The sequence below is a fragment of the Marinomonas algarum genome, from assembly GCF_020532605.1.
Taxonomy (GTDB): Bacteria; Pseudomonadota; Gammaproteobacteria; order Pseudomonadales; family Marinomonadaceae; genus Marinomonas; species Marinomonas algarum.
Genome location: NZ_JAJATW010000016.1, coordinates 30,496 through 54,928, shown reverse-complemented (window position 1 = coordinate 54,928; position 24,433 = coordinate 30,496). Strand labels below are relative to the sequence as shown.

Below are 24,433 nucleotides of genomic sequence, written 5' to 3'. Positions count from 1 at the left end.
AGCAAGCGTGAGCTTGTTAACTCGATATGTGTTGGTGCTGACGACTGTGAAACTTGCTCACGGCCCAACGCAAATATTGATTGACCTTGTTCGGTGTAATCTGAGCGAATTCATCCAGTACCGCTTCCACCGGTGTGTCCTTGTCATGTTCTGTTTGGTATTGATTGGCATGATCCAGTGCGGCTTGAGAGACCAGTACGGGCAAATTAATGGCTTGGGTAAACTTGCAATGTTTATGCTGTTGGCAAAATTGTATGAACGCATACAGGCCTTCAAAAATCAGGCTTTTGTACCAACTTGGATGAATGTCCGAGGTTAATGATTCAATCAGTAAGGCAAAGGTATCTTCCCCCGGTGTCATTGAGCTAAGGGCGCGTTTGCAATCGAGTGACGTATTGCTTTGTGCATCGCCAAACACAATATGAGTGCCATGGCTTAAGCTGTCCCAGAGTTGCAGCAACATGGACTCAGGCAACTTGGTGATCATGCCTTGCTCTGCTCGCCAGTCAAACCAATCCACGTCTTTGATGGTACTTTGCGCTTCTGTGGTGTGATGGTAGCGCAGGTTACTGGCGACATGGGCGTATTCACTGTGCTTTTGTTGCAGGACTGTTTTCAGCATTTCATACAGTGTGTTCGGTGCTACTTTGGCTAAGGTTTCAAAGACGCTTTCGGTGCTGTCCGGATCGAGTTGTCGCGCGCACAGTACCGCCAAGTTATGAATACGTATGGTACGAACCCCTGCAAAAAAGTCTGAATTGACTTTAATCAGCGTGCCTGCAATGGCAATGAGTTCATGGCAAAGAACCAACGCCAAGGGGTAAGACGAGGCCTGACGCAGTACGTCAAGAATCACGTCTTGATGCAAAGGCGAACGTATATCGGTTTCTGTTTCAGGCGTTTCACCAATCACTAACAGGCGTTGACGTACGGTGATGTCAGCAATGTAGGTAGCCAGATCCGTCGACGGTTTTAATATCAACGAATACAGCAATCGAGCAGAGCGCCATTCTTCTTTGAGCAAGGCTTGTAAGTACACCTTATGCAACACCTTGGTCACCGTGGTGGTTGATGATGGTTCGGCGTTGGCCGCTAAGTTTGGCAGGGTATGGTTTAAAGCGCGACGGGCGCCCAGTTCCATTAAACATTCTACCGCTTCATTTAATTCTGGTTGTTGGCTTAAGCGAGCCAGTAACACCTCTGTGGCGTCTGTTTTGAGTGTGGCTGAATCGTAAGGCTTAGGCTTATCAGATAAAGGCCAAGGAGTATGTTGAGAAAGCAAAGTGTGGCTTAAAGGTTGCTGTTGGAATGTGTTGATATCAATCGAACGTCGGTTGCCAGACTTAAAGGCATTCTTCGCCGATTGAGGGATGACACGAAACGCCTCATGCTCGCGTTTTTGCAGCAAACGGATGAATTCAAACAGCGCCTCGCTCCCTTTCATCTCACTCATGGCATCGTCGATGAGTAGGGTAAACACTGCATTGGCTTGATAATACCAATGGTCTGCAATGATTTTGAGTTCATTGCGAATATGCGCTTGAAACAAGGTGGGATCTATTTTTCGATAATCTTTGCCGCCATTTTGAATCCAAGACAAACACAAATAGCTTTCGTCATTGATGCTGAACGCTTGTGACGTCGCCAAGCTATTAAGAGCACGGTTGGGACGACCCGACAGCCCCAGTGTTTCTGACGCGCCAAGATGACGGTAGGTGTCGACGAGTTGATCCGCACTGATGGCTTTTATTGGGGCGATTTCATCGAGCGTCTGACAAAGGCAACCAGCATGGATGAGTTTCTGTTTGACCTTATCGTTTTGCGCCAAGATCACCATAGAGGTGGTGACTTTGTTTGGGCGATATTGGATACGATGCAAGCCAAGAGGGTCAAGGTCCGTCGTGGTGATCAATTCTTCATCCAGCATTTTGCCGACAAGAAACAGACTTTGTGCCCACACTAGGGGGAGGTTGTCGTTTGGAAGCCGTTTTTGTGAGCCAGGGTTTTCTTTTTCCGCCAGAATGTTTTCTTGGGGAACGTAATACAGCTCGGGTAATAGCATTTGTCCGTCTTTTTCAACCATCAGAGATTCGAGCTTATGACGATAAAAGTTGGCGCTTTCCCAATCTCGGGCAAAAAGACGATCAATGTATAAGTAGGTAAAGAATAATGGCCATTCAGACTCGATGTGTTCAAAATTAATCAGTTCGCTGTACTCGTAATAAATACGGCTTTGGTCTTCTAATTCGGATTGATGGCCATCCAGTAAAAAGCGTTTACAGCCGTATTCGCCGCCCAGTTTGCTGAGAATTTCTTTGCGGGTACGGCGTGCAAGGTGCTCATCGTTCACAGCAAAAGCGGGAAAACCAATGATGCTCAAGATAGCGCTGTCGACTTCTTTGGAGCGGGATTCTTTGGGCAGCAAGGATTGCAGTACCGAGCCTGCGCGGGCAACGGCGTCAGCAAAGGAATGTACCACGGCCCATTCTGGCCCGTTGTTGCCGAATAGGTTTAGTCCATCCATGGCTTCCATGGCGGCTTTTGCCATGCCAACGGAACTGGCGTTGATCTCAGCCTTACCATTATTCACCTTGTTGCCACGCTCCCAAATTCCATAATCAGGAGTTCGGTAGGTGCGTGATATGTAGTAGATTAGGTTTTGCACAAAATTAAACTCTTCCCGTGAGAAGATGATTTTGCTCCCGGCCTTGGTCATTTGTGCCAGCATCAGTAAATAAAAGCTGGTGGCGTCAATTTGTAAGTGCCCCCAGGCATCATCGGCGACGGCTTCTAGCCCAGTCTTCGTATCGTATTTGGCATGTAACGCGTCTTTGGGGTCTAGGCTATGTTTGAATTTTTCGACTTTATGAGACTGACGCATCATGGCGAACAGCAAACCGCGCATCATTTTCACACAGGCAAATTCAAGTTCATGGGCGCGCTTTTGTGGATTAGAGGCGCGTTTGTAGGCGAGGTAAAGTGCCCAAACGGCTTGAATGCTGTAGACGTTATCGCGTACCCAAGCATCGGTGTAGTTGCCGTGATTATTGATGCTGGTGCTGGCTGGGAAAAGCCCTGTGACCGGATGTTGGCGTGATAAAATCACCGCTTGGATATGTTGATAAAGAGAATCTAGCTTATCTTGGGTATCAGACGCCATGTTCGATCCTTTATAAAACGCTACTGTGTGGGCCGTGATGTTTCACTGCACGGTAAATGAAGTTACAAGTCACTATACCCAAACAGGGGTGCGGTCTCCAAGCAGTTCAGGAGAAAAGATGGCTTTTCTTGTTATCCACTCTAAAAGAGGTTTTATTGTGCCCGATGCTTGTGCGTTAAGTGCTGAATGAGTGCACTAATTGGCGTAACTGGCTGGCGCAAGTCTGTAAATTATCCACCGATGTTTTTATGTCAGTAGAGTTGTGGTTGTTTTCTTCGCAAATTCTTGCGATGTCTGCCAGCGTGTTATTAACGGTTTTAGAAGACGTAAATTGATGCTCAGCGGCTCCACGAATGTCGCCGTTGAGGTGAGAGATCGATTGCACCCCACTGGCTATCTCGGAAAAAGCGTGTCCGGCTTGCTTGGTTTGCTCAGCGCCTTGTTGAGCGGTATGGCGAGCAGACTCCATGACATTCACCGTCGTGAGTGTTTGCTGAGTCAGTTGATCGATTAATCCGCCAATTTCTGTGGCAGCCAGTTGTGAACGTTGTGCCAACTGTCTCACTTCATCGGCCACGACGGCAAAGCCACGGCCTTGCTCACCGGCTCTTGCGGCTTCTATAGCAGCGTTTAGGGCGAGCAGATTCGTTTGATCTGCCACTTCACTGATGATGCCTAAGCGTTCGTTGATATGACTGACATCGTGACGCAACGCTTGAATTTGTTGTTCAGCATGGACAACGTCAACGGAGAGCTGATGGCTTTCTTGGTTGGCTTGATTCATCATATCCAAACCGTCTTTAGAGTATTGCGCCAGTCCTAACGTCGTAGAGTTAGCTTGATCTGCTACAGATAACGTATTCTCCACAGAGTCCATGACTTGTTGCATTAAAGCGGTCGCTTGGGTGGCGTTGGTCAGTTGTTCTTCAACACCCACCACGGTTTTGTGAGTGGATTGATTAGTCTGATGAACAATGTGATCGAGTTGCTCACTGGTTTCGCCAACCTTGCTTACAATAGTACGAAAGTCGTCCATCATGCCGTTAAAAGCCTGCGCCATTTCGCCCATTTCATCATGACCTCTGAAATCAACCCGCTGAGTGAGGTCACCCGAGTCTTTTACTGAGGTCATGGTTTGGCAAAGGGAAGTGACGCGGCTGGTGACAAGGTGAATAATGAAAAGCGCCGTTCCCCCCACGAATAGAGTCAATAGACCGACCAACACTGCGTAATCCACTAAAGCGCTCAAAAAGAACTGCATGACCGCATCCATGGAGGCCGTAGCGACAATAGTAACTTGCCAGGGTGCAAACGTAGACACACTGGCAATCATGCGACGAGATGGGTTGGCTTCTTCTTGAGGATTGCTGCTCACGTACTCAAAAGTAATGGCGGTGTAAGAGGAGGTTGTGGCGGTTTTATTTGCATGTAAAGCGTCGCTAAGAGACGAAGGAGGGCGTTGTCCAGAGTATGAGTCAGGGGCGCTGAGTAGCGTACTGTTTTGCTGATCTATTAGCCAAAGGCTTTGGCGGTTGCCATAATCAAAAGAAGACAGCAGAGAGATTGCCTGTTGTTTTGCTTGCGCCTTACTGAGTACACCGGATTGTTGTTGTTCGTAAATGGGGGCAATAACCGATTGTGCGATGTTTAAGATGTCTTGAGTGCGATCTTTTCGTGCCTCAATATGACTGAAGAAGAGAGAGCTTAACGACACCAAGATAAGGGCGGCTGTGCCCATGGACATGAGACCAATGATCGCCCATAGTTTGTAGCGAATTTTTATGTTGTTGATGCGGTTAAGCATACCTGCTCCGTATAATGGTATTTGGCGGTACTGACATCTTGTCTCGACAAATTGGTTAAAATGAGGAGGGGCGATATTTTACGATTTTTTGGACAATTTTTTAGGATAGGTGTTTTTTGCCAGTCTGCCTAGTCAACATCTTTGCGTTAGGTCATGGTTTTGCTGGTTAGTTGTATGGATTATTTTTTTGTTTTTGTTGTGTCCTTTCTGTCAGCGACCATTTTGCCTTTCGGCTCTGAAGGGCTGTTGTTGTATTACGCCCACAACGAGGCCGCTTCACTTATTTGGCTATGGGGTCTGGCGAGCGTTGGCAATACCCTTGGTGGTATGACAAATTGGTTGTTAGGCGGGTATTTGCTGCATTATCAGGACAAGAAGTGGTTTCCTGTCACCCCCGTCATGCGAGAGAAAATAGCGGTGTATTTTAATCGCTACGGCGTGTGGAGCCTGCTATTTACTTGGCTTCCGGTGGTAGGAGATGGTATTGCTCTGGTGTCTGGCGTGCTGCGAAGCCCAATGTGGCAAGTTTTGCCGTTGATTTTTATTGGTAAAGCGGCGCGTTATGCCTTAGTTTTATGGGGGCAACATTGGTTGTTGGCATCCTGATCTTATTTAAGGTGCGGTAAATGAAATGAATACAATTTGATGAAATGCTTGGGGAATACAAAATGAAAGTGTCAAAAAGCCTAGTTGTGATGATGGCGGGGTTGTCTTTGGGAGCTTGTTCATTGACGGACGAAAAAAACACCTTTATGACCTACGGGGATTTACAAGATAAGGTACGCGCCCATGATCAGCAGTGGGAAACGGTTCAGTCCCAGCTTGAGCGTATTGATGAGTTAGAAGCGGAAGTGGCTGCTCTGAAACAAAATCAGCCTTTGAGTGCGCCACGTGATGTTGCAGACGACAGTGTTACCCCTTTGGCAGTGGCACCTGCCGTGATGGCGGCGCCTGAAGCCCCTGTGGCTACCACGCCTCCTGTCTATGAAGCGCCTCCAGTGATTGCGACGCCATCGCCCGAGTATGGTCAAGAGGCATCGCAACCCTCCACGCCAGCGCGGCAATACGGTGTTCAGTTAGCTTCTTATATTAATCGAGATGAAGCGGCTCGTGGCTGGCGTATTGTGCAATCGGACTATCCAACTTCTTTTGATGGCTTGCAGCCACGAGTGAATCAGAAGCAGGTGAACGGTCGAACCATGTATCAACTTAAAGTGGGTCCTTTTGTCAGTAAATCTTACGGTAATGATTTCTGTCAAATGCTAAAAAACAAAGGCAAAGATTGTTTAGTGACAAATTACAATGGCGATGATCTGTAATGTCCGTGGTACATTCCTATAGTTACTTGTTACAAACGACGATGTTTTAAACCAACATTTAGATACATGCTTGGTTAAAGTGATTCGATAATGCTTGCCATTGCGCTTCAGATTGCGCGGCGAGCATTTCGCCATCTAGCTTGTATGGCGCGTATTCACTGCCATCCAATAAACGACAGATGCCGCCAGCTTCAGTGTGAACCAAGACGCCAGCCGCATGATCCCAAGGGAGCATTTTGTAGGTTAGGCTGAAGTGAAAATGGCCTTGAGCAATTTGACGATAAGCAGGGCAAGACGGCAAATTGTTAACTCGTACAAACGAGGTGGCTTTTAATGCAAAATCTTGTTTTCTTTGTCCTTTGTAAGAGCTTACCGACATAATTGCCATCAGCTTGGTCAGATCGCATTCAGCGTTGTCTGGCATTTTTAGCGGTAATGGAGCATGGCGAGGTGCTTGCATTTTACCTTTTTCGTCCATGGCTGTGCGTTGGAAAAAACTCCCTTCGCCCTTGTTGGCATAAACCCAATCGTCGTTGACCGGATCATATAATAGCCCAAAACAGGTAACGCCTTTTTTGACAACAGCCAGAATAATGCCGAATTCAGACAAACCGTGGGCATAATTCCAAGTGCCGTCGATGGGATCAATAATCACACAGGTATCGGCGGTGGCTATGCTGTCGGTGGTACTTGGGTCATCCGCAACGGCTTCTTCCCCCACCACGTCCCAGTCCGGAAACGCCGCTAAGATAGCTTGGGTAATATAAGCCTCGCTGGCTTTATCGGCCACAGTGACTAAATCGGTTAAGCTGCTTTTCGTTTCCACATCACAAGCACTCAACTGGCGAAACTGTGGCATGACAATGGTTTGACCCGCAGTACGAACGATATGGATTAAGGTGTCTTGTGAGGGTTTATCGAGAGTGAAAATATCTGTTGTAGAGTCGAGATTAACGCTATCAAAATTCATGATCGGCTCCAAATGGCTAATAAAGATGGGGCTATCATACCGTAGTTACATGACAAATTGTGGAGTGTGACCAGATGTCGTCATAGCAGAGGTACTCCTAATTTACATCAAGCCAATCGTCTCGATTGGCTTTCTTTAGTACGATAATGCAGTAAGTTATCTACGGTGGTTGCCGCGATGTGGCTCAGTGCTTCGTGGGTAAAATAGCCTTGGTGACCCGTGACAACCACGTTGGGGAAGGTCAGCATCAATTGAAACACGCTGTCTTGGATGATATGAGACGACATGTCTTCAAAGAATATTTCGTTTTCTTGTTCATAGACATCCAGCCCTAGAAAGCCAATTTTACCTGTGTACAAGGCATCTATAGCTTCTTGCGCGTGAACCAACGCACCACGACTGGTGTTGATGATCATCACGCCGTCTTTCATTTTGGCGAGAGTCTGTTGGTTAATAAGGTGATGGGTAGATTGGTTCAATGGACAATGCAGGCTGATAATGTCGCTTTTCTCATACAGGTCTTCCAGGGAAACGTACTCACAGCCTAGCTCTATTAAGGCTTCCGACGGGTAGAGGTCGTAACAATAAACATGGCAACCAAAGCCTTTCATGATGCGACAAAATGCGGCACCAATGCGTCCTGTACCAACACAGCCAACCGTTTTTCCTTCTAAATTAAAGCCCATTAAACCTTCTAACGCAAAGTTGCCTTCTTTGACTCTGTGGTAGGCTCGATGGGTTTTGCGATTTAACGTCATGATCAACGCCACGGCGTGCTCTGCCACTGATGTTGGACTGTAGTCAGGCACATGAAACACCTGAACGTCTTGATCCTTTGCGGCTTGTAAATCGACGTTGTTAAACCCGGTGCAACGTAAGGCGATGACATGCACGCCCTGTTGCTTCAGGGAAGCGATCACATCGGCATTGATGTCATCGTTCACAAAGCAAGAGACGGCATCAAAATCTTGTACTAGTTTGACCGTCTCCATACTGAGGCGACTTTCAAAAAACGACAGGCTAAGAGAGGTCCCGTGTGCGCAGTCTGACAGTGTTCTTTTGTCGTAAGGTTTGCAAGAAAATACGGCAACTCTCATAAAAATACATCCTATTTTTGTAACATGATGCCCTAGTTATAAACCATAAAGACAGACTTTGCTCGTCTCATGGCAATAATTTTGATGTGGTTTAACAGAAACTGTTGAGAGATAAAAAAGTCTCGTACTTTATTTGTTCACAGCACACTTTTTTACATTCAAGTAAATAGAATCCGTGTATTCTAGAGCACTATTTTAGTGCCAGGAGGCAAGATTGGACGGGAAACACACTCAATATATCGTAACGCCTTGGGTGATATGTACCCTAATCGTTGGGATAGCCTTATCGTTATATGTGTCTTATCGAGTTCAATCTGACAATGCCTTAAGAATTGAACAATCGGTGAAGGCCGCATCCGATCGCATTATGGATGATGTGGTGTCGCGAATTCGTTTATACCAATATGGCCTGCGAGGTGCGCGAGGTGCTGTTATCACCGCAGGGCAAGCCGAGGTGAGTCGTGACGCTTTTAGACGGTACAGTCTAACGCGAGACATTGATGAAGAGTTTCCTGGCGCCCGGGGTTTTGGTTTTATTCGTCGTGTGCCGTTCGATCAAGAGACGCGCTTTACGGCCGTAGCCCGACAAGAAGGGCGGACTAATTTTGAAGTCAAAACGCTCTTTTCCGATTTTAGCGAGCGCTATATTATTCAATATATAGAGCCAGAATTAACGAACCAAGAAGCGATTGGATTTGATATCGCCACGGAGAAAAACCGTCGCGAAGCGGCAACGGCCTCCTTGTACAGCGGAGAAGTGCGGTTAACGGGTCCTATCACGTTGGTTCAAGCATCGGGCAAACCACAACAGTCTTTTCTAATACTGATGCCCATTTATTCAGGCGGAAGCACACCCACCTCCCAAGCAGAACGTATTAAGACGGGGTTCGGCTGGAGTTTTGCCCCTTTACTAATGGAAGATGTGTTAAAGGGATTAGCCATTGACCCAGAAAAAGTGCGTTTTTCTCTGCTGGATATTACCAATCGAAACGAGCAGGTTTTATTTTATGACAGTGGCACTTTCATTGAATCTCAGTACGATTATAAGCAATCGACTTGGATTTTCGGCCGTCAATGGCAGAGTACATTCAGCGTTTCTCCCACTTTTATTACAGAACTGCACCTTCCAGACCCCATTCTCTTTCTTGTTCAAGGGTTGATTCTCAGTATGATGGCGACGTTACTGGTCGTCGCTGTGCACATTGGCATGGCAAGAAAGCGTGAAGTTGTTGCTTATCAATCTAAAATTGCCGCCATTGTGGAAGGTTCAGCAGACGGTATTTTCAGTAAAAACCTGAAGGGGGAAATTACCAGTTGGAACAAGGGGGCTGAAACAATCTTTGGCTATACGGAACAAGAAGTAATTGGCAAAACGGTACTGGACCTGCTGGTGCCAGACAGTTTGAAGACAGAAAACGAGTCCTCCATTGCACAAGTAAAACAAAGCAAGCAGGCGTTGTCTTTAGAAACTCGCCGTACAACAAAGTTTGGTACTCAAGTTCCTGTTTCTGTGATGTTTTCGCCAATTTTTGGTGCCAACAATAAAGTGACCGGTATTTCGCAAAGTGTGCGCGATATTTCGCAACAGAAAAAAACAGAAGCGCAAATCCAGCAGTTGAATACTAATTTGGAAAACCAAGTTAAAGAACGAACCGTTGAGTTAGAAGAATTAAATTTACTGTTAAACGAAGTGCTTTATGCCTCATCAGAAGTATCCATTATTGCGACGGACACTAAGGGTAATATCAAGCTGTTTAATCGTGGTGCAGAAAAAATGCTGCAATACTCTGCGAAAGACGTGATTGGTAAAGTGAGTCCAGCGTCTTTTCATTGTGAGGCTGAAATAGAACAGCACCGAAAACGTATCTACGAAGAAACGGGCAAGGTGATTTCCTCTTCTATTAATGTGTTGGCATTCAACGCATTACGCCATGATTACGATTGCCAAGAGTGGCGCTATGTTGATAAACACGGCCACTCACGTCCTGTTTCCTTGGTTATTACGCCAATGAAAAATGCAGATCAAGACGTGATCGGTTTTTTAGGCATTGCCATGGACATTAGTGAACAGAAAAACAACCAACATGCACTGACTTATGCGCGCGATCAGCTGCTCATGGCCGCTGATGTGGCGCGTCTGGGCATCTGGAGCTATGACATAGAAACCCGTTGTCTGGAATGGAACGATTTAATGTTCGATCTTTACCAGTATCCCAAAGAAAAGAGGGAAACGGGGCTGGTATACGATGACTGGATTGATCGAGTGCATCCAGAAGATAAAGAGATTGCCGCCGCCGCATTGAAAAACGCCCTAGCGGGTGAAGCCTGCTTTGATATTGTATTCCGTCTTGTTTTGCCAGACGGTGGCGTTCGGTTTATTTTGGCAAGTGCGTTTTTACGCAAGAGCATAGAGGGTAAGCTCACTAAGGTCATGGGGATCAACCGTGACATTACTCAAGAGCGTGAGCTAGAAAGCTGGTTGCGCAAAGCAAAAGAGGAAGCGGATGCCGCCAGTGCGGCTAAGTCGAGCTTCTTAGCCAACATGAGCCATGAGATTCGTACGCCAATGAACGCGATTTTGGGCATGCTTCATCTAGTGAACCGAACTCCTTTAACGCCTCAGCAAAGCGACTATATTTCAAAAGCACACATCTCTGCTCAGTCACTACTGGGTTTGATAAACGACGTTTTAGACTTTTCCAAAGTGGATGCAGGAAAGTTAGAGTTAGAAAATGCGCCCTTTGATGTATCTTCTTTGTTATCAGAGTTGTCCACCGTGTTGTCTGCAGGCCTCACGGAAAAAGACGTTGAGCTTATTTTTGATATCGACCAAGCGTTACCGGCATGTTTATTGGGTGACAGATTAAGGTTGCTTCAGGTGCTGATGAATTTGTTGAGTAACGCGATCAAGTTTACCTCAAAGGGCAATGTCGTCTTACAGATCAAACAAACGCATTTACAGAATAACGTCGCCAGTCTGCGGGTGTCGGTTAAGGACACGGGGATAGGCATTGCTGCCGAACAGCTGGAGTCAATTTTTGATGTCTTTTCCCAGGCGGAATCCTCAACCACGCGTCGGTTTGGTGGGTCTGGATTGGGGCTAGTGATCTGTCGACGCTTTGTTGCCTTGATGGGGGGGACATTAGAAGTTGAAAGCACCCTTGGTGTTGGCAGTCATTTTTACTTTCATATTGATTTACCCGTGGCGGCGTTCCAATCCGAAGAAGAATCGACATTGGGCCTAAGAAAATCCATTAAGGTGCTGGTGGTTGACAGTCATTTAGCGACGCAAGCGATGTTAGTTCGAATGGCGAAGCGCTTAGGTTGGAAATGTGATCGATCAGAAAGCATCGCGCAAGCCATTGTTCTGCTTCGCCAAGCGGCAAAAAATGAACAGTGGTACGATGTGGTTTTGTTGGATGATAAATTGATTGACTTTGATGGACAGCAAAGCATTGACCAGCTCCGTGGTACATTCCATTCTCATGACAAAGCGAATCTTGTCGTTCTGTCTAATCGACGTAACAGTGCGTCTCTTCAGTCGAATCCAACGTCTTGGCATGGCATTTCGGATCATCTGTTTAAGCCAATTACATTGAGTCGCCTGTCGGAATCCGTCTATCAATCACTGTCTACGGTATCAGCACGAACCGCATCATCCCATGGCGTATTAGAGCGTCCAGAGAAAGACGTCGGTCGCTTGCGTGATGTGTCTATTTTGTTGGTAGAAGACAACGAATTTAACCAACAAATTGCGTCTGAGCTGCTTATCGCTGAGGGTGCGCAAGTCACACTAGCCAAAAGCGGCCTTGAAGGGGTTTCAACCGTGTTTGCACAGGGCGAAAAGGCGTTCGATGTGGTGTTGATGGACGTGCAAATGCCGGGTATGGACGGTCTAGAGGCAACAAGACAGATTCGTCAAGCCAAACAATTTGATGTCTTACCGATTCTTGCCATGACAGCGAATGTGTCACCGGCTGACCGCGCCATGTGTCTAGACGCGGGAATGAATGATCATATTGGTAAGCCGCTTGATATTGAGCAAATGAATCAGTGTATTTTGAATGCGTTACGTTTCTCCAAAGAGCGACCTCTAAAAGAGGCCCTTGATCATAAGGAACCCCAGTCTACCGGGAGCCAAAACCGAACTGAAGATGCGTTTAACACGCTAAGATGTGAAGCCCCTGACTCGATGCTAGAGCGTCTTGGTAACAGTGTCGAATTGTTCGATGCGGTGATAGAAGCTTTTACAGAAGAATCTCGCAGTTTGGTGGAAGCACTGAATCAAAGTATCACAGCCGAAGACTTTTCTAATGTCAAAGAACATTTGCACAGTTTAAAAGGGGCTTCTTTAACGGCTGGTCTAGTGGGCGTATCGGAGCAGTTGGCGCAATGGGGAAGCAAATTAAAAACAGCGCAAACTGACAATGAGAAAAAACAGGGTGTGGCAGAAGTGTCGGTTGAGTTGTTTGATTATGATTTGCAAACACAGATCGACAACGACCTTGCTTTTATAACAGAACAAGTGAGGAAAGCGCTTTAAAAGCATCAAGCGCTTTTAAGTGCAATGAAGAGTGTGAATTAAGCACAAAAATCGAACAGCCTTATGTTGTTTGCATATCGCTGCTCGATTTTTTGTTGGTTAAGCTTTTACATTAAACGGCGTTTAAATGAATCGTACTGTCTTCAAACGCTTCCATCTCGATCGCAATACTTTTAGATGTGGGAGTATCGCTAAACTCACCACGGCTGTCCAAGGGCACCAAAGGGTTGGTTTCTGGGTAGTAGGCCGCGATATTGCCGGCAGGAATGCTGTATGGCACCAGCTTAAAGCCGCTGACTTTACGTTCTACTTCGTCATCCCAGAGTGAGCGTAAGGTAACGGTTTGACCTTCAGTAAAGCCTAAACGCTGTAAGTCGGCTGGGTTGATAAACACCACCTTACGTTCCCCTTTAATGCCACGGTAACGATCATTCATGCCGTAAATGGTGGTGTTGTATTGATCGTGTGAGCGTAGAGTCTGCATGATCAACGTTTTATTGGTGAGCAAGCCTCTAGCGCGTTTTGGTAAAATCGACTCAGGTAAAACGTGCGTGTGGCAAATCGCTTTGCCCGCAGGGGTTGTCCATTTACGCTCCCTTGCGCTGTTGCCTAAGTAGAAGCCACCGTCTTGCAAAATGCGTTGGTTAAAGTTCTCAAAACCTGGCACCACATCCGCAATGTAATCACGAATAATATTGTAATCAGCCACCGCGGCATGCCAGTCGATAGGAAAGTTGCCTAATGTGGCCGCGGCCATGCCAGCGATAATAGCAGGTTCAGATTTTTGCTCTTTACTAAGAGGTTCTAATACCCCGCCAGAGGCGTGAATCATGCTAAAAGAGTCTTCGACCGTGACTTTTTGCTGACCTTTTTCTTGATGATCTATGTCTGTGCGGCCAAGACACGGCAGAATCAGAGCGTCCTTTCCTGTTATGAGGTGAGAGCGATTCAATTTCGTACTGATTTGTACGGTCAGTTTACAATTTCTTAAAGCATCGGCTGTGGCGTGAGAATCCGGAGTGGCTGCAGCGAAGTTGCCACCTAGGGCAATGAAGACATCGATATCACCATCACGCATCGCATGTATGGTGTCGACAACGGCTAAACCGTGCTCTTGAGGCGGTGTAAAGTCAAAGCGTTTGCCCAAGGCGTCAAGAAAGGCCTGCGAGGGGTGTTCATTGATGCCCATGGTTCGGTCACCTTGGACATTACTGTGGCCTCGAACAGGGCAGGCGCCAGCGCCAGGTTTACCTAAATTGCCACGCAACGCCAATAGGTTCACCATTTCATGAATGGTGGGTACAGAGTGGTGATGTTGAGTGATGCCCATGGCCCAAGTCACAATAGCACTGTCTGCTTTGGCATAGACGGTGGCGGCATCGATGATTTCGTCTTTTGTTAGGCCAGACTGTTCAATGATGGCATCCCATGAGGTGTTTTTAACCTGCTCAAGATAGGTTTCTAACCCTTGGGTGTGTTGCTCAATAAAGGCATGATCAAAAATCGCAGTGCCTTGTTGTTGAGCTTTTTCCTCAAGATCAATTAATACCTTGACCATACCACGCACAACAGCCATATCGCCGCCAATTTTAGGGCAGAAATACCCAGTATTGGTTGGTTTAGAGCCATTTGTAAGCATTTCAATGGGGTTTTGTGGATTTTGAAAACGTTCCAAGCCGCGCTCTTTTAGCGTGTTGAAAGTCAATATTTGCCCGCCACGTTGTACCACCTCTTTGAGTGTTTCCAGCATTCTCGGATGATTCGTGCCTGGGTTTTGTCCAAAAACAAACACGGCATCTGTACGCTCAAAGTCTTCTATTTCAACGGTGCCTTTACCGATACCGATACTGCTTATTAAGGCGTAACCACTTGCTTCATGGCACATGTTAGAGCAGTCTGGGAAGTTGTTTGTCCCATAAGCGCGAGCAAACAGTTGGTATAAAAAGGCGGCTTCATTACTGGCGCGGCCAGAGGTGTAAAAAGCGACCTTGTCTGGGTTTGCTTGGCTTTTTAGGGTGTCGGCAATGTGGTTAAATGCTTGTTCCCAAGAAATGGCTTCATAGTGATCGGTGGCTTGGTTGTAGCGCATCGGTTCGGTAAGACGGCCTTGATACTCTAAGAAGTAATCACTTTGTGTGTTTAACCATGACACGCTGTGTTCCGCCATAAAAGCCGCGTCCACTTTTCTTGACGTCGCTTCCCAATTGACCGCCTTTGCACCGTTTTCACAAAAACGAATTTTAGATGGATCATGCTTTTCTCCCCAGGCACAACCGGGGCAATCAAACCCATGGGGCTGGTTCGTTTTCAACAGCGTATTGATGTTCCGTACCGCATTGTCACTTTTTAACCAGTGAGACGTGGTGCTTTGTAAAGCGCCCCAGCCACCAGCAGGGCCTTTGTATGGTGTGTAAAAATCCGTCTTTTTACTCATTTTCTGTGCCTTTTGATTGCAGCGACGATGCAAAAATACGCGGTGCATCACGCTTAGGTAAGTGAATTAATGTTAGCCCATAATGCAGAGCCAATGTCACCGCCAGTGTACTGGGTGAGGCGAGGTGTATCAGTCTGGAAAGTCCAACACGTACAGCTTTTTGTACTAATTCTGTGCTGCAACGACTCGACATTAAAACGCTGTGGTTGTGTAAGTTTATGCCCTGTTGCAATGCATAGCCAAGTACCTTATCGAGTGCATTATGTCGACCAATGTCTTCCATACAAATAATGGGGGTATGCGTTGGCGAAAGCAATAAGGCAGCGTGTACGGCACCGGTTTTGTTTCCCAATGTTTGATATTTGAATAAATCGTGCCTCAGTGTGCTGAGCGAGGCTTCCGTTAAGGGCGCGCTGTCGGGCAAGGTCGATAAAGAGGGAATGGCTTGAGATAAAGAGTCCATACCACATAGACCACAGCCAGTGGCCCCAAGGTGAATGGTTTTTTTCTGTTTGTATTGCGCGAAGCGGCGAGGGCTAATAATGAGGTCAATGGCGAGGCTATGAATATCGGCTGTAGACACGACGGTTTGCATTGTCATGTCCCGTACGTCGTCAAGGTGTTCAATAATGCCTTCACTTCTTGCCAAGCCCAGTGTAAAAGCATCGAGATCAATAGGGGTCACCATCATGACCGCGTGGGCGAGGCCGTTGATGCTAATAGCAAGCGGTACCTCTTCTACCAGTTCGGCATATTCTTCAGTAACTTTGCCTTCTTTTAGAAAGGTGCCTTGTGACGGATAAGACTCACACCTGTAAAAGGCGTTGCGTTGGTGACTTTTGAGTGACAGTGGCGAAAACAGCATAATAGGCCAGTTATTTCATACAATAATGCCATTTATAGTACGTACCCTGATCATAGGCGTCCAATGGTTTGTCTTTCTTTGAACGGCAAAATACCGTATTCTTTCCATTAAATATCGCTGCAACAATTCATCTGTCAGTCATCTGATAGAGGTGTTGTCAAGCTGTTGGTTAAAAGAATATGGACTGCGATTCGTTGCATGTCAGCAGTGGCAAGGGAAAAGCACATAGTACAAAGTGTGGTTCTGTTTTTGTCATGTTCTGAAATCCTTTATGTAGGCGCTCAGAGCGTCTGACTGGATTTCTTTGAGCCGTTCTTGTTGATGAGTTTTTAATTTATGCCATTTATTGTTCGTTTTTTACGTTGGGGGTTATCCGGTTCCCGACGCCTTATTTTGTTGATTCTTTTGGTTTTTATGGTGTTATGGCTGGTTTATCAGTCCCTAGTCACCCCCGAAAACACGCTTGAGAATTATCAGTTGCCTACGGAAACTACCTTACTTGCCCCAATAAAGTTGTCAGATTTAAAAGAGCAATACGCGGACCCAAGCCGTATTGTCTTTGAGGGTTTGGATAAAAATATCAGCTCGGCAGCGCCAGAGAGTAACGACAACCAGCAAGAAGAAGCCGAAGCGAATGTCTCTTCTCTAGTGACAACAGACCCCCTTAATGAGATTGAAAAAGCGCCAGCAACAAAGACCGGCATCGATTATGTGGTAAAATCAGGCGATACCTTGGCGCGAATTTTTGCAAACTTGGGCTTGTCGGTTGATGCCATGTATTCGGTATTGGAAGCAGACCAAGAGTATTTGGTATTGGAGCCTCTGATGCCGAATGACAGCTACCATTTCACCTTGGATGAAGAGGGCGCATTGGTTGAATTGACTCGCCAGCTTAACGCCAGTAAAAGTGTCTCTTATGTACGCCATGAAAATGGTGGTTTTACCTATCAAGAATCGAATAAACCCATTAACTACACCTACCAAGCCATGCAAAATACCATAGAGGGTAACTTTTATGTGTCAGCAAAGAGAATAGGTTTGTCTGATGCCAATATCTTGTTGATCAACGACATCTTAAAAGGTCGCGTTAATTTTCGTAAGGATCTAAGGGCGGGCGATGTTTTTCACGTCGTGGTGAAAAAAGGGGATGTTGAAGGAGAAGTGGTCGGCAAAGACCAGCTAGAAGCGCTGAGTATGCGTGTTAGAGGGCAGGATTACAGTGCTTTCTTGCACTCAGATGGTCGTTTTTACGATGCTGAAGGAAAGAGCCTTACCCCAGCCTTACTGCGCTGGCCCACTCGCAAACGCTATCGAATCAGTTCACCTTTTAACGCCAATCGCCTTCACCCCATTACGGGTCGTCGTTCACCGCATAACGGGGTAGATCTCGCGACGCCTGTGGGAACGGAATTGCTGGCAACAGGGGATGGTGTGGTAACGCGAGTGACCTCTCATAAATACGCTGGGAAATACATTGTCATTGACTACACGGGACCCTACGGTTCTCGTTACTTGCACCTGAGTAAGCCGCTAGTGAAAAAAGGGCAACGGGTGAAAAGGGGGCAAGTGGTTGCTTTGTCTGGTAATACGGGTCGCTCCACAGGGGCACACCTGCATTATGAGCTTCATATTAATGGTCGTCCTGTTAACCCAATGACGGCGGAAATTCCAACGACCCAATCTATTCCAAGTGGCGATCGTCAAGAATACAGTGACAGAGTAACTACTTTTCTCGATATGATGGCATTAAAAGCAGAGTGATTCTGAGAATTAAATAATTAAGATGGATGGCCGCACTAAGCGGCCATTTTTTTGCAGTATTTTTTATAAATTTAGTTCGTTGGTACTGTTAAGGTTGTCGTAAGTCAAACTGTTGCCTGTTTCTGGCTGAACGGCTTTTGTTGCCACTCGTTCAATGGCTGCGTCTAACTCAAGTGGTTCAAAGTACAGCAAGGTGGCAATGGTAGGGTGGTCCAAGTAATTGACTTTTTTGCTGGCGGTTTTGTTTGTTTGGTGCAGGTTAAGCACCAAAGCAGGTTCAAACTCTTTGAAGGTAGGTAAGTTATCAGCTTCAGATGTCTGCGCATTATTTGCTAGAGAGTGATCAAGAAACTCTTGTTGGGTATCCTGTTGAACAGGGGAAGGCTGAGAAAAGCTATCAAACAAATAATGCTGATAGTGAATGTCTGATTCTAAATAACGACCTAAAGTAATGGCGATGTCTCCAGTCAGTTCTGGGTAGCCGTCTTTTTTTTGTTCGCTGTGAAAGCTTTTTCGAATCGTATCGCCTGGTGCTTTAAAGATCAGCGTCCACTGTTGCTTAGAAAGCACGGTAACGTGGCGTGCCAGTTTTTGCTCAGCGTTATCCAGTGGCGTTGAGAGCAACTCATTGATCTCTGATGAGTTATTCTTATCTTTCTGTAGTGCTTCACCGGGTTTTATTGTGTCATCCGCGAACCTAGGTAAATGATCTGTGCTGTACAGGTTGTCGTAATCGACTTGTTCTTTTGTCTGCCCATCTGGCCACATAAAGGTAACCAAGTATCCCTCGTAGGCTCTGGCGGTATCTGGGTTAATCGTTGTGGTCTCACCAATCGCCGGAATACTGCAACAGGCTGCTAGTAAGGTAAGTGCTTGAAACGCTCTCAATGTAATAACTCCAAAGTATGAGTCGTATGTTGGAAGCGGTCTTCGGCTGTGTTCATCGCCGCAAGAAACTTCAGAGTGTCTGACCCAATTAATTTGTAGCTGTCGGGTTTTGTTTGAATAAGCTTGATGAGTTTCATTGGGTCAACAGGGGTTTTGCTGTCAAAGTAGATTTTACCCTCTTTGGCATTCGCTTCAATCTTATTAATACCTAAAACTTCGGCCTTGAGTTTTAACTCGGTTTGGCGAAAGAGATTTTTCGTCGCATCGGGTAACAAGCCAAAGCGGTCAATCATTTCCACTTGTAAGTCTTTCAATTCATGGCTGTCTTTGGCGTTGGCAATGCGTTTGTATAAAATCAACCGAGAATGGACATCGCCAAGGTACTCTTCAGGTATCAAGGCAGGAACACGCAAATTCACATCTGTTTGAGCGGGGGAAGTGATATCGACATTAGGAGATTCACCATTTTTCAGTGTTTTAACCGCCCGATCTAACATGTCCATAAAGAGTGAGAACCCTACGTGCTCAATGTGGCCACTTTGACCATCACCCAATAACTCACCCGTACCACGAATTTCTAAATCGTGCGTTGCCAGAGTGAAACCAGCCCCCAGCGTATCGGCAAGCGTGATGGCTTCTAGGCGCTTTTCGGCATCTGTGGTGACTTTTCTGTCGTTAGGGGTGAGTAAATAAGCATAAGCTTGATGATGGGAGCGACCGACACGACCCCGTAATTGGTGTAATTGTGCCAAGCCAAATTTGTCTGCACGTTCAATAATAATGGTATTAGCGTTGGGGATATCGATACCGGTTTCAATGATGGTCGAACATACCAGAACGTTGGCGCGTTTATGGTAGAAGTCAGACATGACCTGTTCCAGTTCTCTTTCACGCATTTGACCGTGGCCAACAATGACGCGCGCTTCTGGAATCAGTTCTTCAAGTTCTTCGGCGGTCTTTTGAATGGTCTGTACTTCGTTGTGCAGGAAATACACCTGGCCGCCACGGTGTAACTCACGCAGAACGGCTTCTTTTATCTGATGGTCATCCCTTTGTTTAACAAAGGTTTTGACAGATAAGCGTTTGGCGGGAGGGGTGGCAATAATGGATAAATCACGAATACCGGATAACGACATATTGAGCGTTCTAGGAATAGGAGTAGCCGTGAGGGTTAAAATGTCTACTTCAGCGCGTAGCGCTTTAAATTGCTCTTTTTGTTTAACGCCAAAGCGATGCTCTTCATCGATAATAACCAGTCCAAGACTGGCAAATTTTATATCGCTTTGAATCAGTTTGTGCGTACCAACCACGATATCCGCTTTGCCTGATTCAAGACGATCAACGGCGGCATTGGATTGCTTGCCTGAGCGGAAGCGAGACAACAGTTCTACTTCAACTGGCCAGTCGGCAAAGCGGTCGCAAAAGTTTTCATAGTGTTGTTGTGCGAGCAGGGTGGTGGGCACTAAAACCGCAACCTGTTTGCCATCTTGTACCGCTAAAAAAGCAGCACGCATTGCGACTTCCGTTTTACCAAAACCAACATCACCGCAGACCAAACGATCCATGGGCTTTTTGGCGGACATGTCTTTCATTACGGCATCGATGGCCATTTGCTGATCGGGTGTCTCCTCAAACGGGAAACCTGCTGCAAAAAGCTCGTATTGGTCATCCGGTTTGGCGAACGCATAACCAACACGAGCTTCACGCTGAGCGTAAATTTCAAGTAACTCAGCCGCCGTATCACGGGCTTTCTCAGCCGCTTTTTGCTTGGCGATACTCCACTTGTCTGTACCAAGTTTGTGCAAAGGGGCGGTATCTTCGTCTGCCCCTGTGTAACGTGAAATTAATTGCAAAGAAGAAACCGGCACGTAAAGCTTGGCGTCGTTGGCATAACCTAATGTCAGGAGTTCGGTTTCTTGACCATCAATTTGTAAGTTGGTTAAGCCTAAGTAACGACCTACGCCGTGATCAATATGCACCACGGGGGCATTCATTCTGAGTTCAGTCAGGTTGCGAATGATGGCGTCTTCGCTGACGTTGTTGTGTTTGTTGCGGCGACGATGTTGAGAAACACGCTCTCCCAAAATTTCGCTTTCAGGAATCAAGGTGAGCGAGTCTTCTACAGCAAAGCCTCGACTGATACTGCCCTCGGTGATGGCAAGTGTTTTTGTTGATTTACTAAAGGCTTTCCAGTCGTCGACTTGTTTTGGCTTGATCTTGTGTTTTTTTAACAATTCCAACAAAGCTTCACGACGTCCCGCTGACTCTGCCACGATTAAGACACGGCTTTCGGTGTTAGCGAGAAAGTTTTGCAGTTTTCCTAGAGGCTGAGCGGCTTTCGAATCAATTTTCACGTCAACCAAAGGTTGGTATCTTGAATGTTCACCTTCGGCAGAGAAAATAATACTGGTGTATTGATTGATTCGACCAAACAGCTCTTCTTCTTTTAGATTAATTTCATCAGGTTTTAAGATGGGTCGTTCAATATTGTAATTGAGTGACTCATGACGACTGCGAAAGTCCAGTTGAATGCTGGCAACTTGTTCATTGAAGGTGTTTGAGCGAACAATCAAGGTGTTGTCGGGTAGGTAGTCAAATACGCTGGCTGTCTCTTCAAAAAACAGCGGCAGATAATATTCAATCCCCGCAGGGATAATGCCGCTGGAGATATCCTGGTAAATAGGACTGGACAGCGGGTTGGTTTCAAAACGCTCTCTGAATCGCTGACGGAAGTTTTGGATGCCCTGGGAGGTGGTAGGGAACTCTTTGGCTGGCAGCATTTTTATTTCTGATACTTTATCAATACTGCGTTGTGTTTCAGGGTCAAACCAGCGAATAGTGTCTATGTCGTTATCAAACCAATCAATACGAATGGGGTTGTCGGCCCCCATTGGGAACACATCCATGAGTGCCCCACGTATTGCGTATTCCCCATGAGCATGAACGTTTTCAACATTTAAGTAGCCTGCATTCGTCAATTTTCTAGATAAATCTTCCAGTGGAAGTTCTTCACCTTCTTTTAAGTGGAAGCGTTGCGCATCTAAATGTTGTTTTGGACAAAGACGTGTCAAACAAGAAGCTACCGTTGTTAAGACGATAGGGTGTTTGCTCTCTGTTAAACGGGCTAATGTTTCGAGGCGTTGGGAAACAATGTCTTGATGCGGTGAAAACGCATCATAAGGCAAGGTTTCCCAGTCGCTGAATCTTAATACTTCTTTTTTCTGATGGTTCAGAAACTGTATTTCATCTTCTAATTCGTTTAACTCAGCAACGGTGTCGACCATAAACAAGATGGGATGTTTGTATTGTGAGGCAATGGCAAGCAATTGCAGAGCTTTTCTGCTGCCTGCAAGGCCGTTGATGGTGTTTTTGAAGCCGGGTTTTAAGGTGAGCGATACAGTGTCTGACATGTTGTTTTTTAAGAATCTCTAGTGGCCGATAAAGTAAGGGAGACGGAGTCGGCAAAACGCAGGGCGTGAGGTTTAGCGACTTCTATTTTGGCAAAAGTAACATGGGTTGACGTCATGCATAACTCAAGCAAGTCCGCGGTCATTTTCTCCAGCAGTAGAAAACGATTGTTTTCTGTGTGCGCGATCATCTCTTTACAAATGGTGCGATAGTTCACCGCGTTATCAACATCATCGGTATCAAATGCCTGCTCAGCTGGGTAGTGGATCCAAGCGTTAATAACCACATCTTGTTTGTTTTGTTTTTCAGATTCGTTGAATCCGATATAAGTCCGTAAGCGTAAGTTTTTTATATGAATTTGAGCTTCTGGTTTGATCATAGCTTGGTTTCCATGTTTAGGCCTACTGGATATAGAAGGCGATATTGTGTCGTTTTCAGTCTTGTATGGCAACTCAGAGAATACGCATGGGCACTTTGTTTTGGATTGATTGCCAGTATTTTAATTCATTTTACTGAGTGCACCTTCTTTACATGGCTTTTATTGCGTCATAAATGAGCGGGCGTGCACATAAATGACTCATTTGTCTTGGCTGACCAAATCACGAGCCTAATTGTTATTTGCATTGCAGGGGGGGAATTAAATAAAAGTTGGTCATGAAAGACGTCTTAGTATGCTGGTCAATGGGAGGAATGACCTTTATAATGCTACGGTTTTTTTGGTGAAGTGAGTTTGTGATTTACAACAAATTTAAAGTTTGTTGTTTGCTTGTACATGTTTTCCCGGAGGGGGGTGTGAGCAGGTCGCATTGCGCTTTTTGTGTTCAATTTATTGTTGGGCAGACATATGTTTAAAGTTACAAAAGGCCTAGATCTACCGATCTCAGGTGCTCCCAATCAAGTGATCGAAAAAGTAGCGGCGGCAAAAACTGTTGCCGTTATTGGTCCCGACTATCATGGAATGAAACCCACCATGCTAGTTCAAGAGGGAGATAAAGTTAAAAAAGGGCAGGTTATCTTTACAGATAAGAAAACCGAAGGGGTGAAATACACCGCACCTGCCTCTGGCACTGTTGAAGCGATCCATCGTGGTGAAAGACGTGTCTTTCAATCCCTTGTGATCAAGGTTGAAGGTAAAGAGTCTGAAACCTTCGCCGCTTATTCAGGGTCAGATCTAAAATCACTCGAACGCAGTAAAGTGGTTGAGAACTTGGTTGATTCTGGCTTGTGGACAGCGTTTCGTACACGTCCTTTCTCTAAAGTGCCTGAAATTGACTCTGTTCCCCATTCAATTTTCGTTACAGCCATTGACACGAATCCACTGGCGGCCTCACCTGAAGTGGTTCTAGCGGATCAAGCCGAGGCCTTCGCGGATGGTTTGACAGTGTTGACACGCTTAACCGAAGGGAAAGTGTTCTTGTGTAAAGCGCCTGGCGCGAAAATACCAACGACTTCTGATGTGACTGTTGAAGAATTTGATGGTGTTCATCCTGCTGGTTTGGCTGGCACGCATATTCACTTTCTTGACCCAGTAAGCGACAAGAAAACTGTTTGGTCGATCAATTACCAAGACGTGATTGCGTTTGGTAAATTGTTTGTTACCGGTCAGTTGTACACAGATCGTGTTGTGTCGTTGGCAGGTCCTAAGGTTAAAAAACCACGCTTAGTACGAACTTGTGTGGGGGCGAGCTTAGAAGGTTTGTTAAAAAATGAACTTGCACAAGGTGATAATCGTGTGATTTCGGGTTCTGTTTTATCTGGCCGTCAAGCACATGGTCCGTTTGCCTACCTTGGGCGTTACCATAACCAGGTGTCGGTATTAGAAGAAGGTCGTGAGCGTCAAATGATGCACTATCTTCGTGCGGGCGTTGAGAAGCATTCGATTATGAATGTGTTCTTGTCAAAATTAACGGGTAAGAAGTCCTTTAATATGACAACAACGACCAATGGGAGTGATCGTACAATGTTGCCTTTGGGTAACTTTGAGCGTCTTGTGCCAATGGATATTTTGCCAACTCAGCTTTTGCGTGCGTTGGTAGTGAATGATACAGAGCAAGCTCAAAAGCTTGGTGCGCTTGAGTTGGACGATGAAGATTTGGCTTTGTGTACTTACAGCTGCTCAGGTAAGTTCGAATATGGCCCGATCCTTCGGGATTGCCTAACTCTAATAGAGAAAGAGGGTTAATT

The 24,433-nt window shown here is 46.0% G+C and carries 14 protein-coding genes; 5 read left to right on the top strand and 9 right to left on the bottom strand.

Annotation, left to right across the window (positions count from 1 at the left end; translation table 11 throughout):
* Positions 1-16: 16 nt before the first annotated feature.
* Positions 17-3,160, bottom strand: coding sequence for a phosphorylase b kinase regulatory subunit alpha/beta (locus LG368_RS11095; protein WP_226754789.1), 3,144 nt, complete (start codon positions 3,158-3,160; stop codon positions 17-19).
* 175 nt (positions 3,161-3,335) lie between these two features.
* The gene (locus tag LG368_RS11090) at positions 3,336-4,964 is read right to left on the bottom strand and encodes a methyl-accepting chemotaxis protein (RefSeq protein WP_226754788.1); all 1,629 of its coding nucleotides are present in this window, start codon (positions 4,962-4,964) and stop codon (positions 3,336-3,338) included.
* Positions 4,965-5,138: 174 nt separating this feature from the next.
* On the opposite strand from LG368_RS11090, the gene LG368_RS11085 reads away from it, so the two are divergent.
* Complete coding sequence (locus LG368_RS11085; RefSeq protein WP_226754787.1) at positions 5,139-5,570, top strand: YqaA family protein; 432 nt, start codon at positions 5,139-5,141, stop codon at positions 5,568-5,570.
* Between the two features lie 62 nt (positions 5,571-5,632).
* Positions 5,633-6,283 (top strand): SPOR domain-containing protein, encoded by a 651-nt coding sequence (locus tag LG368_RS11080; RefSeq protein WP_226754786.1) that lies wholly within the window; start codon positions 5,633-5,635, stop codon positions 6,281-6,283.
* 58 nt (positions 6,284-6,341) lie between these two features.
* Here LG368_RS11080 and LG368_RS11075 read toward each other — a convergent pair whose 3' ends face one another.
* On the bottom strand, positions 6,342-7,253 hold the full coding sequence (locus LG368_RS11075) for an inositol monophosphatase family protein (protein WP_226754785.1): 912 nt from the start codon (positions 7,251-7,253) through the stop codon (positions 6,342-6,344).
* A gap of 107 nt (positions 7,254-7,360) precedes the next feature.
* On the bottom strand, positions 7,361-8,350 hold the full coding sequence (locus LG368_RS11070) for a 2-hydroxyacid dehydrogenase (RefSeq protein ID WP_226754784.1): 990 nt from the start codon (positions 8,348-8,350) through the stop codon (positions 7,361-7,363).
* Between the two features lie 214 nt (positions 8,351-8,564).
* On the opposite strand from LG368_RS11070, the gene LG368_RS11065 reads away from it, so the two are divergent.
* Positions 8,565-12,893, top strand: a complete 4,329-nt coding sequence (locus tag LG368_RS11065) for a PAS domain-containing hybrid sensor histidine kinase/response regulator (protein WP_226754783.1) — start codon at positions 8,565-8,567, stop codon at positions 12,891-12,893.
* A 112-nt stretch (positions 12,894-13,005) separates the two neighbouring features.
* On the opposite strand, the gene LG368_RS11060 is transcribed toward LG368_RS11065, so the two are convergent.
* Positions 13,006-15,327 (bottom strand): FdhF/YdeP family oxidoreductase, encoded by a 2,322-nt coding sequence (locus LG368_RS11060; protein ID WP_226754782.1) that lies wholly within the window; start codon positions 15,325-15,327, stop codon positions 13,006-13,008.
* On the bottom strand, positions 15,320-16,192 hold the full coding sequence (gene fdhD, locus LG368_RS11055; RefSeq protein WP_226754781.1) for a formate dehydrogenase accessory sulfurtransferase FdhD: 873 nt from the start codon (positions 16,190-16,192) through the stop codon (positions 15,320-15,322). Before fdhD ends, LG368_RS11060 begins: the two co-directional genes overlap by 8 nt.
* Positions 16,193-16,528: 336 nt before the next feature.
* Between fdhD and LG368_RS11050 the strand changes: the two genes are divergently transcribed.
* Positions 16,529-17,953 carry a peptidoglycan DD-metalloendopeptidase family protein gene (locus LG368_RS11050; protein ID WP_226754780.1) on the top strand — a complete coding sequence of 475 codons (1,425 nt, stop codon included), beginning with the start codon at positions 16,529-16,531 and terminating at the stop codon, positions 17,951-17,953.
* A 63-nt stretch (positions 17,954-18,016) separates the two neighbouring features.
* Here the strand turns inward: LG368_RS11050 and LG368_RS11045 are convergent, their stop codons facing one another.
* The 3 genes from LG368_RS11045 to folX are packed head-to-tail and all read right to left on the bottom strand — an operon-like array spanning position 18,017 to position 22,628.
* Positions 18,017-18,841, bottom strand: a complete 825-nt coding sequence (locus LG368_RS11045) for a hypothetical protein (RefSeq protein ID WP_226754779.1) — start codon at positions 18,839-18,841, stop codon at positions 18,017-18,019.
* A complete protein-coding gene (gene mfd / locus LG368_RS11040; RefSeq protein WP_226754778.1) occupies positions 18,838-22,251 on the bottom strand; it encodes a transcription-repair coupling factor in 3,414 nt (1,137 codons plus the stop codon). Before mfd ends, LG368_RS11045 begins: the two co-directional genes overlap by 4 nt.
* A gap of 8 nt (positions 22,252-22,259) precedes the next feature.
* Positions 22,260-22,628 (bottom strand): dihydroneopterin triphosphate 2'-epimerase, encoded by a 369-nt coding sequence (gene folX, locus LG368_RS11035; RefSeq protein WP_226754777.1) that lies wholly within the window; start codon positions 22,626-22,628, stop codon positions 22,260-22,262.
* A 465-nt stretch (positions 22,629-23,093) separates the two neighbouring features.
* On the opposite strand from folX, the gene LG368_RS11030 reads away from it, so the two are divergent.
* Positions 23,094-24,431, top strand: coding sequence for a Na(+)-translocating NADH-quinone reductase subunit A (locus LG368_RS11030; protein WP_226754776.1), 1,338 nt, complete (start codon positions 23,094-23,096; stop codon positions 24,429-24,431).
* Positions 24,432-24,433 lie beyond the last annotated feature (2 nt).